At 41.7% G+C, this 16,389-nt stretch carries 17 protein-coding genes; all 17 read left to right on the top strand.

What is annotated here, in order from left to right; all coding sequences use genetic code 11:
• Positions 1–76: 76 nt before the first annotated feature.
• The 17 genes from QFZ80_RS16640 (at position 77) to QFZ80_RS16560 (ending at position 16,320) form a co-directional block, all read left to right on the top strand.
• Positions 77–604: a GNAT family N-acetyltransferase gene (locus QFZ80_RS16640; RefSeq protein WP_307560055.1), complete on the top strand. Its 528-nt coding sequence runs from the start codon at positions 77–79 to the stop codon at positions 602–604.
• Between the two features lie 256 nt (positions 605–860).
• Entirely contained in the window at positions 861–1,217 is a 357-nt protein-coding gene (locus QFZ80_RS16635) for a hypothetical protein (RefSeq protein WP_307545287.1), read from the top strand.
• A gap of 67 nt (positions 1,218–1,284) precedes the next feature.
• Positions 1,285–1,701 (top strand): Rrf2 family transcriptional regulator, encoded by a 417-nt coding sequence (locus tag QFZ80_RS16630; protein WP_307560053.1) that lies wholly within the window; start codon positions 1,285–1,287, stop codon positions 1,699–1,701.
• Positions 1,702–1,808: 107 nt separating this feature from the next.
• Positions 1,809–2,675 (top strand): SDR family oxidoreductase, encoded by an 867-nt coding sequence (locus QFZ80_RS16625; protein WP_307560052.1) that lies wholly within the window; start codon positions 1,809–1,811, stop codon positions 2,673–2,675.
• A gap of 147 nt (positions 2,676–2,822) precedes the next feature.
• Positions 2,823–4,898 (top strand): right-handed parallel beta-helix repeat-containing protein, encoded by a 2,076-nt coding sequence (locus QFZ80_RS16620; protein WP_307560049.1) that lies wholly within the window; start codon positions 2,823–2,825, stop codon positions 4,896–4,898.
• 30 nt (positions 4,899–4,928) lie between these two features.
• On the top strand, positions 4,929–7,265 hold the full coding sequence (locus QFZ80_RS16615) for a helix-turn-helix domain-containing protein (protein WP_307560047.1): 2,337 nt from the start codon (positions 4,929–4,931) through the stop codon (positions 7,263–7,265).
• Positions 7,266–7,445: 180 nt separating this feature from the next.
• On the top strand, positions 7,446–8,390 hold the full coding sequence (locus tag QFZ80_RS16610; protein ID WP_307560045.1) for an ABC transporter permease: 945 nt from the start codon (positions 7,446–7,448) through the stop codon (positions 8,388–8,390).
• Positions 8,391–8,403: 13 nt separating this feature from the next.
• Entirely contained in the window at positions 8,404–9,294 is an 891-nt protein-coding gene (locus tag QFZ80_RS16605) for a carbohydrate ABC transporter permease (RefSeq protein ID WP_307560043.1), read from the top strand.
• Positions 9,295–9,368: 74 nt separating this feature from the next.
• Complete coding sequence (locus QFZ80_RS16600) at positions 9,369–10,919, top strand: ABC transporter substrate-binding protein (RefSeq protein WP_307560041.1); 1,551 nt, start codon at positions 9,369–9,371, stop codon at positions 10,917–10,919.
• Positions 10,920–11,105: 186 nt separating this feature from the next.
• Positions 11,106–11,324, top strand: coding sequence for a hypothetical protein (locus QFZ80_RS16595; protein WP_307560039.1), 219 nt, complete (start codon positions 11,106–11,108; stop codon positions 11,322–11,324).
• A 104-nt stretch (positions 11,325–11,428) separates the two neighbouring features.
• Complete coding sequence (locus tag QFZ80_RS16590; protein WP_307560037.1) at positions 11,429–12,235, top strand: uroporphyrinogen-III synthase; 807 nt, start codon at positions 11,429–11,431, stop codon at positions 12,233–12,235.
• A gap of 198 nt (positions 12,236–12,433) precedes the next feature.
• Positions 12,434–13,114 carry a class I SAM-dependent methyltransferase gene (locus tag QFZ80_RS16585; RefSeq protein WP_307560035.1) on the top strand — a complete coding sequence of 227 codons (681 nt, stop codon included), beginning with the start codon at positions 12,434–12,436 and terminating at the stop codon, positions 13,112–13,114.
• 111 nt (positions 13,115–13,225) lie between these two features.
• Positions 13,226–13,600 carry a Rid family detoxifying hydrolase gene (locus tag QFZ80_RS16580; RefSeq protein ID WP_307560033.1) on the top strand — a complete coding sequence of 125 codons (375 nt, stop codon included), beginning with the start codon at positions 13,226–13,228 and terminating at the stop codon, positions 13,598–13,600.
• Positions 13,601–13,949: 349 nt separating this feature from the next.
• Positions 13,950–14,423: a MarR family winged helix-turn-helix transcriptional regulator gene (locus QFZ80_RS16575; protein ID WP_307545315.1), complete on the top strand. Its 474-nt coding sequence runs from the start codon at positions 13,950–13,952 to the stop codon at positions 14,421–14,423.
• Between the two features lie 47 nt (positions 14,424–14,470).
• On the top strand, positions 14,471–15,646 hold the full coding sequence (locus QFZ80_RS16570; protein ID WP_307560031.1) for an ArsA family ATPase: 1,176 nt from the start codon (positions 14,471–14,473) through the stop codon (positions 15,644–15,646).
• 21 nt (positions 15,647–15,667) lie between these two features.
• Positions 15,668–15,913, top strand: a complete 246-nt coding sequence (locus QFZ80_RS16565; RefSeq protein WP_307560029.1) for a hypothetical protein — start codon at positions 15,668–15,670, stop codon at positions 15,911–15,913.
• Positions 15,914–15,966: 53 nt separating this feature from the next.
• On the top strand, positions 15,967–16,320 hold the full coding sequence (locus QFZ80_RS16560) for a DUF6463 family protein (RefSeq protein ID WP_307545324.1): 354 nt from the start codon (positions 15,967–15,969) through the stop codon (positions 16,318–16,320).
• Positions 16,321–16,389 lie beyond the last annotated feature (69 nt).

Raw genomic sequence — 16,389 nt, 5'->3', positions numbered from 1 at the left:
TGATGATGGTAATGGTTCAGAAGTAAAATGAAATTGTACTTATTATGACATGAATTCCTTAGTAGGAGTGTGAAAGATGCTAACTCGAACGAACGAGCAGCAGGTAAGGATCGAGCCATGGGCAGAGGCTAATCTTGCACTGTTGTATCGCATGAATGCACCAGAGATGCTGGAACACTTGGGTGGTCCGGAAACGGAGGAGCAGATCCTGGCGCGCCACAAACGCTACGTCGAGATTGGCGGCAAGGGGAATGGCCGTATGTTCAGCATCGTTCTGCTTCCAGAACTAGAAGCGGTCGGCAACATCGGGTACTGGGAACGTGTCTGGAAGGAAGAGACCGTGTACGAGATCGGTTGGGGCGTTCTGCCGACTTTCCAAGGCAGAGGCATTGCAAGCGCCGCAACCGCGGCGGCTGTTGCCAGCGCCAGGACGGAACCGAAGATCAGGTACATTCACGCATTCCCGTCAGTCGATAACCCCGCATCGAATGCCATTTGCCGGAAACTCGGTTTCAAATTCATCGCCGAGTGCAGCTTCGAATACCCTCCGGGGAGCTTCATGCGGTGCAACGATTGGAGATTGGACCTTACTGCTGTTACGTAACAACGATTCTTACTAATTGCGTTTAGCAGACCATATTGTCATCGATTTTTGGAAGAAAGATCTTATTAAGGATTCAAAGATTAATGAGTAAACATGCAATGAAGATTAAGTTTAGGGCTGTCTCCCAAGGTCAATGACCTTAGGGGCAGCTTTTTTTAGTGAATTATTTAAAATGGTTGAACGATTTCTCATACTCAGTCGTACTATAGGTGTTTCCACAAGAAAATCCAAACTATACAAAGCGGAGGTAGTTAAAATGGCTAGAACAATTGAATTTACGAAGGATGCGCTTATTCTTCATCTATCGGGATTGACTAGAGCTGCTGCGTTAAAACAACATGTTGAAATTCCGTATTCGGATATAGGGAATGTTTCAATAGATGACTTTAAGTTATCCATGTTTCAATTTAGAGTTGGTACTTCAATAGCTGACATTAGAGAAGGACGTTTCCTGATCGGAGATAGATGGTGTTTCATTTCCTATGAGAATCATAAGGATGTCATCATACTTGAATTAAAGAATCATAAATTTGGAAAAGTTGTTTTTCAAACTGAGAATCCATTGGAAATCAAAGAACGTATTTTGGAACATTTAACGAAAAAAACGATTTAGCTGAAAGATCAGCTTGACTCAGATATCTGTTAGAACTATACTGGTTACAACGAGTGGGTGATGATGAATGAAACAGATTAGCAGTCGCTTTTCGATAGCTGTTCATATCCTGTCGTTAATTGCGACTATTCCAACGGAGTGTACAGGTGATTTCATTGCTGGCAGCGTGAATACGAATCCTGTCATTATTCGCAAAATTATTGGGATGTTGAAGAAGGCAGGACTCGTTGAAGTACGTGCTGGAGTTGGCGGAACTTCGCTGTGTAAGGATACAGACCAAATTACATTACTTGATGTATACCGGGCAGTGGAAGTGATCGAGAATGGGGAGTTGTTCAATTTCCATAACCATCCCAACCCCAACTGTACGGTAGGAAGAAATATTGAATCTGCCCTCCGTGCAGAAATGCGGGACGCTCAATTCGCGATGGAACAAAGATTGTCTAACGTTTCCTTGCAACAACTCATATCTAATTTTAAATAAAAATAGCTCTTAAGTGAGCTAATTTTTATAACTTAGTTGTAACCAATGTGGTTATAACTTCGGTGATTCTAACTCATTATTAAATAATCTGATGGAGGTATTTACAAATGAAAATTCTAGTAACAGGTGCAACAGGACAATTGGGATCAAAAGTGGTGGAGGCTTTACTTGCATCCGTACCAGCTGAAAGATTAGCTGTCAGCGTAAGAGACACGGAGAAGGCAACCGATTTACGTTCTCGGGGAGTTGAAGTGCGCCATGGTGATTTTGATGATCCAGCATCTCTTGATAAAGCTTTCGCTGGCGTTGACCGCCTGCTTATCGTTTCGACGCAAGGGGATAACGAAACTCGAATTCGTCAACATTTAGCTGCTGTATCTGCGGCTGAACGCGCTGGAGTTGGTTTCATCGCGTACACTAGTGCTACAAACGCAGAGGAAAGCTCTCTCTTTCTCGTGCCCGTGCATCGTGCGACAGAGGAAGCGATTCGCAAAACGGGAATCCCGTACTCAATTCTACGTAATAACTGGTACATCGAAAACGAGATTGGAACGATACAAGGCGTATTGGCGGGTGCACCGCTCGTGACCTCGGCAGGGGCTGGCAAAGTAGGGTGGGCTTCTCGCGGCGATTATGCACAAGCGGCAGCAGCTGTGCTTGCAGGTAACGGACATGAGAATACCGTTTATGAGCTCTCAGGCACACCGATCACGCATGAGGATCTCGCAGCGGTTCTGGCTGAGGTCCTTGACCGCGAAGTTCCTATTCAGCAAGTTGACGATGAGACTTATGGTAAAATCATGGCCGGTGCAGGGGTTCCTGAACAAGTTGTTCCCATTCTTGTTGCCATCCAAAGTGCGATTAGAGATGGCGTTCTAGACATAGAGAGCAACGATCTTCAGACACTTCTTGGTCGCCCGGTTACACCACTAAGCGAGGCGGTTGAAGTTCTTGTGAGCGGATTAAAGTCATAAAACGAGCCTAAACTAGGCAATTAAGCCGCAGTCTTTTATTGACTGCGGCTTTTTGCGATTATTGGGCAAAAAACATGACTTCAGGGTGGCATAAATAGGGGGGGGGCAGTCATAAATAAGGTTATCATGTGTATAAAGGAGATTCCTATGTTCCATACAGCGATATTAGTTGTAGCTCCGAATGGTGATGACAATCATTCTGGCAGTAAGGAGGCTCCATTCTTAACCATTAATAAAGCTCAGAATGTGGTGCGTGAACGTATTAAAGACGGCATGTCTCAGGATGTAACTGTTTATCTTCGCGGTGGAACATACTTTGTAGACGCAACCTTGCAATTTGACGACCGCGATTCCGGTAGAGATGGATTTCGTGTTTCTTATCGAAATTTCCCAGGTGAAGTACCGCGATTAGTTGGGGGAAAACAGATTTCCCATTGGGAGCCTTATAAGGATAGCATTTGGAAAACAAAGGTCGGACAAGGTTGGAGCTTTCATACGCTTTATGTAGATGGAGATCGTATCCCAAAAGCTAGACTTCCAGCCAACGGTTATTTTCAAGTAGAAGGACAATCGGGTGAATCCTACCTTGAAGGGTTCAAGTTCCATTCAAACGAAATTCCTTTTGGAAGCGATCTCACGAATTCGCAGGTATTTATTTGGCCAGGAAGAGGAGAATGGAATTGGTTCTCGGAGATGAGAGAGATTGATTCGATTGACTATGATCAGCGTTTTGTGAGATTCAAATATCCTTCTATCTGGGATATTGGTGTTGGTTCACGCTATTACATACAGGGCTCACTCCATTTCCTACAGTCACCTGGGCAATTTCATCTGGATGAAACGGAGGGATGGCTCTATTACCGTCCCAAGAGTGGAAAGCCTTTACATCAAAAGATTATTGCACCGACCGTCACAAGGCTTATAGAGCTGAAAGGAGGCGATCATGAATGCCAGGTACAGCATCTCACGTTTTCGGGCTTGAATTTATCATGTACGGACTTTTTCGGTGAATATAAAATGATTCAAGAAGAGCCTGGATTAAACAATGTTGAAAGAGATGAGCACAGAGAAGGCTTAATCTATATCAATTACGCTGCGGATATCGAAATTTCCCATTGCCAGATAGGGAATTCGGGAAGCTGTGGAATTTTTATGGATCACTACGCACAAAACATCACAATGACTGGCAATCATATCGAGCATCTTGGTTATATCGGGATTTGTGCTTCTGGCTTTTCCCCTATTCAAGGATCTTTTACAACAGCAGAAGCCTCTTATACGAACAAAGGACATAGGATTACCAATAACTATATCAAACATGGAGGCGAGTTGGTGGGGCATGGCTGTGGGATCTTGTTATACCAAAGCGGGGATAATGATATCTCCCATAACACCATTGCTCATATGCCGCGCTACGGGATTTCTCTTAAAGGATTAAGACACAAAGTCATGCCCGCTACCCTCTATGGGATTCCGGTCACATGGGAGAATCACTGGGATTTTCTTCATACAAGAAATAATCACATTGCCTATAATGATATATCCAATGTGATGACAGATAGCCAGGATGGCGGATTACTTGAATCTTGGGGCGTGGGCACAGGGAATGTCATTCACAGCAATCACTTACATCATAGTGGCATTCATTTTTCCTACGGATTTGGTATTTACTTGGACGATGCGTCTGACTATTTTACAGTAACCAATAATGTACTCAGTCATCTGTATAGCACAGGAGAAGGAAAACTCTGGATGCTGATTTTCTCAAAAGGAATCGGTAACCGGATTCAAGGTAACTTGCTTGTCTCTAACCCGCATGCAATTGCTGCCATTGGGACTCAGGAGATGGCGGGGGAAGAAAATAAGGAGATCGTGGTTGATGGAAACATCGTTTATAACTCCGGGTACTTGTATTATTTCGTAAATTGGCGTAAGGATAAGTTTGCTGCTGCTGACCGTAATTTGTATTGGAAAGATGAGGGGCCATGCAAGGTTGCTGGTAAATTGCCGTTAGATCCATGCGGACAAGATCGCCTCGGTAGAAGTGAATATGATTGGGAGGCTTGGCGATCGTTATTGAATGGTAAATTTGACGGGCACACGTTAATCACGGATCCACTATTCATTCATGCTGCTGAAGGTGATTATAGGCTCCAACCGAATTCGCCTGCGTATAGGTTAGGTTGGGTGAACATTGACTTCGGGAAAATAGGACCACAGTAAAATCGCAGCATCATAGGGGGCTTGGTGCGTTTGAAAATATTTGGGTTTTACAAATCCAAAAAATATTTGCAGCGAGTTCTGATCTCTATCATGCTGTCAATGGTTATTGTGCTGATGGCCTCGACGCTTGCTAATACGTATATCTTAGAGAAATCGGTTAAAAGCATTCAGGAAGAGTCGAATCTAAAAGTGCTCACGCAATTTCAATACAACTTTTCCTATATGAACGAAGTCATTACCCATTTATCGTATTTCGTCATTAAGGACAATCTTCTAATTCCGCTTATGTTTGATGATATGCTGCCCAAAATGGATTTGATTCGCGGTTACCAAAGAATGACGAACATATTGGAAAGCTCATCCTTTTTGCATTCCATGGCCATCTATAATCACACCCAGAATGAAATTTACGGAACAACAAGCCATTTTTTGCTGGATGGCGGCGTTACGAAAAAAAAGATCAGGGATTGGCTGCTCGATCCATCGCATCAGCATCTAACGTCAAGGCTCATTCCTGTCAGCTTAGAGAAAGAAGATGGGCAGATTGATACGTTTGCCTTTATCGTCACCGATTCCTTCAAACCTTTCTCAACCCATGAATCAGCTATTATTTTCTATATAAAATCAGACTGGGTATTTGATAGCTTGAAGAAGATGAATGTCAGGAGTAATCGTGATCAGGGCGATCTTCTGATAGCGGATAGAGAAGGACGACTATACTCATCGAATACGAATAATATCTATTCCAACGAATATAACAGATTGAGTATTCAACAAATGATTACAAGCAGAAAGAGAGAATCGAAGAGTCCGTCGGGGTTTGTTATCGGTGACATTTCAGGTGAAAAAAGCATGATCACCTATATGGAGGATCCTATTCCTGATTGGACAATCCTTTATATCCAGTCCTATGAGAAATTGATGGAGGACGTCACGCAGACGCGAGTGAAATCGTTAGGTTTTTCAGGTGTGTTTCTCCTCATAGCGATAGGGTTATCCATCTGGTTGTCGTATAAGCTGTATCACCCAATTGAAGATATGCTCAAACGAATACGAGTTCATGGAGCAGGGGATAGGCTGCCCGGGTTACTCGAAGGCGACGAGTTCGATGTCATGAGCGAACGTTATTTGAAATTATCTGAGAAGCTTCATGAAATCAGCTCGGAGCAAATCGTCAAAAAATATTATATTCGTAAGTTTTTAACGGATAGTCAGATGTTCTCCCATAACGATATCTTGAACCTGATTAAAAAACATGATCTATACATTTCAGTTAAGTACGAAATTCAGGTGTGTGTGTTTCGCATCGATCATTTTCTGACTTATGACAGAAACACAACAACTTCCTCCAAGAAAATGTATAGTTTCGCCATCGTGAATATTGCACAAGAAATCATGTCAAAGGTTTATCCTAGTGAGGCAGTGGAAGTTTGGGGGGATCACGTTGTCCTCATTGTATCTATGTATGGCAGCTCAAACGATGCGGTTAGCGAGCAAATCGTTCACCTTATTAGGGAAATTCAGTTAACTATTCATCATTTTTACGGTTTATCTCTCTCCTGCGGCATAAGTGACAGGATCTCACAGCTGCCTCATTTGTCGGCAGGCTACACACAGGCTTTGACTAACAATTTGTACAAAATTATTTTTGGTTACAGGTCGATCATTACAACTGAGGACATTAAAGAAAATGTAACTAATTCGCTCGTATCCATACCCGTTACCATCGAGAGAAAGTTGTCAGAAGCATTGAAAAAAGGGCAAATGACGGAAGCGGGAATCGAGTTGGAAAAAGCCTTCTCACTCGTTAATAAATTCAATTATGACGATATACATCGGGCAGTAACTAATTTAGCTTGGGTGATCAAAAATACAGCATTAGAAATAATGGACAATCGTGTCTCCAAATTTGCAATGAACATGGATTACATACACCACATTACGCAGGAAAAAGAAACATTGGAGGAAATGTATCTCACCTTATTGTCTTTATGTGCGAAAATATGTGAAAGCCAGAGACCGGGGGCTACGGAGCGTAATGACCTTATTCTTGACACAATAAAAGAATTGATCCATCAAAAGTATTCGGACGTGAACCTTGGCCAGCAATCGATCGCATTGACTGTCAAACTATCCTCCGCCTATATTGGCAAACTGTTCAAGGAAAGCTTCAAGATGACCATCACGGAGTATATCAATGAGGTCCGTTTGAGGCGTGCACAGCTTCTGTTGGAAAGCGGCAATCATACCGTTCTAGAAATTATGGAAGAATGCGGTTATTCAAATCCAAGTTACTTTTTCCGTTTGTTCAAGGCCAAATTTGGCAGCACACCGAAGGAATATCGTATGAAAAAATCTATTTCATGATTATGCAGAACCGCCACTTCTTACACCAATAGGTGAACGGATGGCGGTTTTTTCATCTTCCCAAGTAAAAAGTTCATGAATTCAAACATTTTACACATGAATCGTACAACTTTTCGAACATCGTATTCTATATGTTCATATGTAAATCTGCCATGATAAGCCTTAGGAGGGAGGATCGCGATGAGTAAAACACACAAGGTCAAGAAACGATGGTTCATCCAAGAATTTCTACATCTACGTAAAAATCGGGAGCTGCTGCTGCTTGCGACACCTGGTATTTTGTTCGAACTCATCATTGCCTATGTGCCTATGGTTGGTTTAATATTAGCATTCAAATATTTCAGGTATGATAAGGGCATTTTTGGCAGCCAATGGGTAGGATTCAAAAATTTCGAATTTATATTTAAATCGCAAGATGCCTGGAGAATCATACGAAACACGATATTATATAACATCACCTATATCCTACTTGGAACGATTGTAGCTCTGCTCTTCGCGCTTCTACTTAACGAGGTGAGCGGCCGACTGGTCAAGATTTACCAGACAACCATGTTTCTCCCTTACTTCATATCGCTCGTACTTGTTGGTTACATTACGTATGCCTTCTTGGATCATAAGAACGGGTATCTCAATGTTTTATTTAAATGGTTTGGCTTTGAGCCGCATAAATGGTACTTCGAGTCGACACCATGGATGTTTATTTTACCACTGGTTGCTGTATGGAAGGGGGTCGGATTCTCGACTTTAATTTATTACGCCGGGATAATAGGTATCCATAGTGATTACTATGAAGCTGCAAAATTGGATGGAGCTTCACGGATACAGATGATGGCTCGTATTACGCTGCCGCTGTTGAAACCTTTAATTATCATTGTGTTTATATTAGGGCTTGGTAATATCTTCAGAGGCGATTTCGGCCTGCACTATTTTGTACCTAATAATGTAGGCGCGAATTTGGCTACGACAGATATCATTGACACTTATGTGTATCGAGCACTTTCAAAGCTGGGTGACATTAATTCCGGAGCAGCAGTGGGATTCCTTCAATCCGTGGTTGGTTTAATAACCATACTAACTGCAAATTTCATCGTACGCCGAGTTGATAAAGATAACGCGTTATTTTAGATGGAGGAGCACTATGGAAAAAGCGAATAGAAATCAACAATCGAATTGGGTGATTAACGGATTTTTCATCATCGTTTGTCTATTGATGGCGGTGCCTTTCTTCCTGGTGATTGCCGTATCCGTGACTTCGGAAAACAGCTTACTTCAAAATGGCTATCGCTTTATTCCGAAAGAACTGAGCTTGGAAGCCTTTCGGATTGTATTGAAAACGCCTGAACTTCTACTTAAGGGTTATGGCGTGACGATTGTGATCACTGTGATCGGTACGATCCTTTCACTCCTATTGACGGCAATGTCGGCGTACCCTATCTCACGTAGGGATTTCCGCTATAATCGGCCTCTAACTTTTTATATTTTTTTTACAATGCTTTTTAATGGGGGAATTATCCCTTTTTATATCTTGATGACCCAATATCTACATTTGAAAAATACCTTAATGGCATTAATTATTCCCTTGATGCTGAATCCTTTTAACATCATGATCATGAAAGGCTATTTGGATAAAATTTCGATTGAAATCATTGAGTCCGCTAAAATTGACGGTTCTGGTGAGCTCCGTATTTTCTTTCGCATCGTCTTGCCGCTTTCAACGCCAGCGCTCGCGACACTCGGATTATTCATTTCTTTTGCTTATTGGAATGATTGGTTTAATGCCTTGTTGTTCATCGACAATGAAAAGTATGTCCCTCTTCAGCTGCTGCTGGTAAGAATCTTATCTCAAATTGAGTTTTTAGCAAACTCTCCGTTAGCTGAGGCGGCAAGCAAGTTACAATTCACGAACTTCCCGACTTTATCGGTGAGGATGGCAATGGCTATTCTGGCGGGCGGTCCCATGCTGATCATCTTTCCGTTCTTCCAAAAGTATTTTGTGAAAGGGATCACGGTGGGATCTTTAAAGAGTTAGGAGAGGAGGTGAAAGGTAAGTAAGGTTCACCGTCTGTTACTTTCCTGGGGTACACAAAAATGGAGGTGTCTATTTTGAAAAATGGTAGAAAATCAAAACAAACACTGCTTGCTTTTTTCCTCCTTTGTTTCAGTCTTGTCATCGGTTGTACAAAGACCAATACGGTAATTGAATCTACGACACCAAACGCTTCACCAACCGAATCTGCAGCACCGGCTGTAACTCCGACAACAAGCAAACTACCCGATGTAAAGCTCACTTTTTATTACCCAAGCAATCCTCCGGGAAAAGATCAACAGCTGGTTAATGATGAAATCAATAAATATTTAAAAAGCAAAATAAATGCAACGGTAGATTTAAAGCCGCTCTCATTTGATGAATACGATCCTAAATTGAATACGATCATGGCTTCCGGGGAAGCATTCGACCTCGCATGGGGTTCGAAATATTGGCTATTAGGTTATCAGCCGAACATCGATAAAGGTGCCCTTCTGGAAATAACGGATGATATGATCAATAAATTTGCGCCTGAAGCTCGTAAAAACATACCAGATAAATTCTGGCCGGATATGAAAGCGGCCGACGGCAAAGTATACGGGTTCCCGGTTTACCAAATCGCAGCCAAGACGAAAAGTCTTGTGATTCAAAAACAGTACGTCGACAAATACAAATTGGATATCAACTCGATCAAAACCTATAAGGACATAGAGCCGTTCTTAAAAACCTTGAAGGAAAACGAGAAGGACGTCATACCTTTTGGAATGGCACAGAACTCATGGGGACTTTATACGGACCCAGGTTTAGTAGGGGCGGACGGTCTTGCTGTGGTTTTCAAAAAGGATGATAAAGACTATAAAAGCTTGACTAAAATCGAACAACTTCAGAATAAGAAAGAATACTACACTACTATGCACAAATGGTACCAGGCAGGTTATATCAACGAGGATGCTCCTCTTCTCAAAAATATTACGGATCTGAAGAAGAAAGGCAAAGTTGCGGTTGGTATTGAGTTTACAACGAAACCCGGCGGTGAAGCCGATGAAATGAACAACAACGGAGGGAACGAGGTTGTCTACGTGCCAATTTCGGATTCGTACTTTACCGGAATTGCTAGCGCTATGCAAGTAATAAGTAAAACATCCAAAAATCCGGAACGAGCGCTTATGTTAATCAATCTTCTCAATACAGACAAAATGTTATATAATCTGATTGCAAACGGGATTGAAGGTAAGCACTACATCAAAAAGGATGATAAATATATTGAACCCATTAAAGATTCCGGCTACGCTCCTAATGTTGACTGGGTATTTGGCAATCAATTCAATGCTTACTTGAAAGGGAAACAAACACCTGACGTATGGGAGAAAACAATCAAACTAAATGATAGCGCGATGGTTCCTGCTTCTTATGGATTTGGTGTTAATAAGGATTCAATTAAATCAGAGGAAGCGAATACTACTGCTGTGAACAACGAGTTCCAAGTCGCTCTTGAAACAGGGGCGGTGGATCCCAACGACATACTGCCTAAATACATTGACAAGTTAAAAGCTGCTGGCCAAGACAAGATTGAAGTTGAAACTACGAAACAATGGCAAGCGTTTCTTAAAGAAAAAGGATTGAAATAAGTTATGTATCATCCATTAATTCACCGCCGAATAGAACTCCGGAAGGAGTTCTTTTTGATTGAAAACGGATGGTTGAACTTCTAATTGGATGGTATAAATAGCGCGAAAGTGGTTGATGAATTTCGGATCAAGTTCCTATATAATTTCACCGAAGGCCCAATTTTACAAAGAAAAGGTGGTTATTATATGAATATGTATTTCTATTATGGGATATTTTCAATCATATTATTATTTGGTCTAGTCGTTACCTTTATGATTGGTTTTTCTCGTAAGAATCGTGAAGGCGATCAATCCTATTTCCAAAAAACAGAGGTAAAATGGGTTCGGCTTACATCTTTCTATGTGATTTCAATTGCTGCAGGATTGTTAGCCTTGCTAGCGTATATTCGTTATTCGATCGGGTAAAAATGACCACGCCTTCGCTGCACAATGCGAAGCGTGGTCATTTTAAAATTACTTGAAAACAAGTACTATTAAAGGGACGGCATTCAGAGGGGGATTTATAGAAAATGAAAAAGCTGAACAACAAGAAAATCGTCATTGCGGGTTCTAGAAAAACAGAGGAAATGAGTCTATTAATTGAGAAGCAGGGAGGTATACCTGTCATTCGTCCTTTGCAAGGCCTTTTACATTTTGATGAGTCGGCAATTGAACAAGAATTATTATTTTGCGTGAATAATAAGATGGATTGGTTTGTTCTTACGACAGGCACTGGAACAGATAGACTGCTGGGTGCTGCAGAACGGTTAGGAATTCATTCAACTTTGATTCAAAAAATGAAAGAAGCGAAGGTAGCAGCACGTGGATATAAGACGTATGCACATCTTAAGAAATTGGATATAAAACCTGAAATTGTCGATGAAGATGGAACGACACTAGGTTTAATTCGAAGTATGGACCTTTGCGATTTCGCGGGCAAAACAGTAGTTGTCCAGTTACATGGTGAACCTCAGCCCAATTTGATCCAATTCTTAGAGAATCGGGGGGCGAATGTTATTCAACTGCTGCCTTATCGGCATGTAGAACCGGAATCATCCACTTTGGATACATTGTGTCATGAGCTCTCAACGAATTCGATAGACGCTGTTTGTTTTACTACCGCGGTGCAGGTGCGATATCTGTTTGCATATGCGAAACGTCAAGGCATCGATGAGATCGTTCGAGAATCGTTCAAGACTCGAGTGAATGCAGTAGCGGTCGGCAAAGTAACGGAAGAGGCATTGAGAGAAGAAGGATTGGACCACGTCATCGTTCCTGAAAACGAACGGATGGGGGCTATGGTTATTGAATTAGTCAAGTATTATGAGAATCAATAGTTACTTTGATTCGGACCAAACGCCTTTATTATATGATAAATATTAGATAAGCCGGCATGAGCTGCTATTTTGTAGCGATAGAAAGCGGCATGAGCACAAGTTATGAGAAATGCAGGGATTTTTTGGGATTTATTGAATTTGTCTAAAGGTGGCTGAAAGATAAAGTAATTATTCGGTCTTGAGGATGGAGGTACATGCATGGGAATTGAGTGGTATGACATGATCGCCAGGAAAAATGGTGGGTATAAAAGCACTGCCATATATACAGTTGTAGGAGTTTCAGCCGAAGAGATTTTTGAACAGAGATTAACTAGCATGTTGCCAGAGTTTATGTCCGTCTTAGATGCAGGATGCGGTCACGGGGAATTTACTAAGAAGATGGGGAGAATGGGAACTGATATTACTGGCTTTGACAACTCATTAGAAATGATAAACATTGCTAAATCTAGTTTAGAGGAGGCTAATTACGATAACGTTAAATTTGTTTATTGTTCAACCAAGGGGGAACTGCCTTTTAATAATGATCAATTTAATCTGATTTACAATAGAAGAGGCCCAACTTCAATACTAAATCATAGCAGAATCTTAACAAGCAAAGGCACCATATTCGGTATCCATTCCGGTGCGCTAGAGAAAGTAAAAGAGCGATTACTCGCTAATGGATTTATAAATATTGAGATTGAAGAATTTCAGGACGCCATCTATTATTTTCCCAACGAGAGGGAATTCGCTAAGTTTTTAACAGACACACCAGGTAACCCGGATTATACAACTCCAACAATGAGCAACGAGCTTCAACAAAAGGTCAAAGAACATATAATTAATGGCAATATAGGTGTTAGAGAATACAAATATATATGGAAAGCTATCAAACCATAACTGATGAGTTAAATAAGAAGATGGCAGCTGCATCCTAAATCCTATAACACTTGTGCTCCGCGGCGAATCACATAAGATCCTTGTTCTGAAATACGAAACTGGAGGTATACCATGAAAGAAGTTATTTTTACATCGAAAGCACAAAACCCAGAGGGAATGCCATATTCTCAAGCAATTAAAGTAGGTAATACGGTTTACGTTGCTGGACAAGGACCTTTTGATCCCGAAACAGGTAGATTAGTAGGAAATACTTTAGAAGAACAAGCGAGAAGGGCATTAGAAAACCTTAAAGCAATTTTAGAAGAATCAGGTGCTGCATTGAAAGATGTGGTAAAAGTAACTGTCTTCCTTGGAGAAGGAGCAGGCTTCGATGAATTTAATTTGATTTACAAAGAGTACTTCTCAAAACCATATCCAGCTCGAACAATAGGGCCAGCAAATATGGGTTTTATGGTTCAGATTGATGCAATAGCTGTGATTGAATAATGCATTGATTTTTGGAATCGTGCAGTTATAATAACTGTTAATTAACTTTCTTAGGAAAGCTAGGAAAACAGATAAGAGAAGATATAAATAAAATCAGGAACCGCTTAATTTCTTTAACAGGAATTAAGTGGTTTTTTTTAGTATGTATTATGCCGAGTATGTCAAACATAAGAAAAAACTTTGTTGGAAGAGTAATGAGATGATTCCAAGCGTATTTATCCTTATTTTCCTGAATTCAATTCCGATTAAATGATGAATTACACAGTTGACATTGCTACGATTACGTAGTAATTTAAGAGTAGGAATTAATTACGATATCGTAGTTTATGGAAAGAAGAAAGGAATGTTCATGCAGCAGCTGTTTGAGCTTATTTTCAAAAATGGTCTTCGACCACTCAGTATGTTTCCTGATACTACCTACCTGGAATTGCAGCTCACGAATTCTGATTTTTCCACATTGCTGTTGCTGAAATTTCATGGGCAGCTGACGATGTCCCAAATGGCTGAACACTTGGGTGCGCCTCTTAGTACGGCGACCAGTATTGCCAAGCGGCTTGTGCGAAAAGGCTATATCTATAGAGAGAAATCGCAGCAAGACCAGCGAATCATTGTTAATCGATTGACGGAAGACGGAGAACTGATAGCTGAAGAGGCGCTAGGTACGATGAATGTCATGTTTGGGCGTATTGAACGTGCTCTAACTGCCGAGGAGCTTCAGCAATTCATTCATCTCTCGTTGAAAGTGGCCAAAGCTTTGCAGCAAAATGCAGATCCTGCCGGACCTTCGAAATCGACGCAGACGAGAACGATTGAAATCGATTAATTTTTTTATGCTATTACTACGAAATCGTACTATTGGAGGTGCTAAGCTTGCGCATTATTATTTACACAGGTAAAGGCGGAGTGGGAAAAACCAGTATCGCCGCAGCAACGGCTTACCGAATGGCTGCCGAAGGAAAGCGAACGATTGTTATAAGTACGGATGCTGCCCATAGCTTATCGGATTCGCTTGGTATTCCGCTGCAGCATGAACCCCTATTAATTCATGAGCGTTTATGGGCGCAAGAAATCGATAGCTTAAAGGAAACACAGCGGTATTGGGGGAGTGTTCGCAATTGGTTCTCGAACTTTATGCAGTGGGCCAACTTGGATGATATCGGATCTGAAGAGCTAATGGTGTTTCCAGGGTTTGAAGAATTATTTAGCCTCTTGAGAATTAAAGAGCATGCCGAAAGTGGACTGTATGATGCAATCATTGTGGATTGCGCACCGACCGGAGAAACACTTCGATTGCTGAGCTATCCTCAGCTACTTCGATGGTGGGTGCGGAATATATTTCCTTACGAGCGTAAAATTCTCAAGCTGGCACGCCCGATCCTGAAAGTGACCAAGGGCTTGGAACTGCCCAACGACGATGTTATGGACAGCTTCAGCCAAGTAGTCGATCAATTGGAAAAGCTGCAGCAGGTGATCGCCGATCCCGAAATTACTAGCATACGCCTTGTTGTTAATCCGGAGAAAATGGTTATTTCCGAAGCGCGGAGAGCTTTCACTAACCTCAATTTATACGGGTTTCACACCGATGCCGTCATTGTTAATAAAGTGCTTTCCGAAGAAGCATCCGAAGGTTATTTTGCACAGTGGAAACAAATTCAGAACAAGTACGAAGAAGAAATTGTCCAATGCTTTAGTCCTCTGCCGATCTTGAAAGTACCTCTAATGCCTCTTGAGGTTGTTGGGAAAGAGATGCTTGAGCGCGTTGCAGCAGCAGCTTTCCACGAACGGGAATGCGGAGCGATTCTACACAAAGGCATCATAGAGGAAGTGAAGAAAACAGAAGGAGGATATGAACTCCGCATCTCACTACCTTTTACCGAAAAGAAGCAGCTCCAATTAAATCAAAAAGGCGATGAATTGACACTGCAGGTGGGCAGCTACAGACGGATTGTTGCACTGCCGAGGGTCTTGCTGGGCCGACAGGTGGAGGCTGCACGTCTTGCAGACGGCATACTAACCATACATTTCGGTCCGAACGAAGAATCGTAAATAGGAAGGAAGAGATGGTTCATGAGCATCCGCACAAACATGCAGGATTTAGAAAATATTGCGCTCCTCTTCGAGGATATTAAAAACATCGCTGTGGCAAGACTCGTTCCAGAGGTAGCAAGAGCTCATTTTCGTCAAGCAGAAAAAGAAACATTATTAGGAGTCAAGTCTCTACTTGATGCGGCTATTGTCCGGTTGGAAGAGAATGATTCTGAGAAACCAGTGAACGACAGAAACAATTTGAAACAGATTCCTGTTGAGGATTAAAGCTCTGTTTAAGGTAGATTTTTTAATACAACGGAACTCTAAGGAGGTGCGGCATGGCCATTCAGAAGCACAGCGGATGGATGATGGAGTGGACTTCTTATATTCATAATGTCGTCGGTTTGATCCTATTTTGGAAACCGCTCAGCGAGATGGTGAAATCGGGGATATGGAATTCCGTTGATCAATCCTTCGACAGGTCGGCAGCTTTCTGGTTTTTATTTTTTGGTATTTTGTTGTGGATTATTGGACGAATGATGCGCTGGATGACCAAAGAGAAAGGTCTTGCAATTCCTCGCTTTGTGGGCTGGCATATCCTCATACTCTCTGTTGTAGGGGCTATAATAATGCCGATATCGGGCTTCTGGCTAGTCATTCCTCAAGGAATTTATATGATACGAAAGTCATAAAACGCAAAAACACTACTGACATACAGCTGTCAGTAGTGTTTTGTATACTTAAGGTACAAGATTCGAGAG

It is taken from the genome of Paenibacillus sp. V4I7 (assembly GCF_030817275.1).
GTDB lineage: Bacteria > Bacillota > Bacilli > Paenibacillales > NBRC-103111 > Paenibacillus_E.
This window is presented reverse-complemented; position numbering and strand designations above follow the sequence as displayed.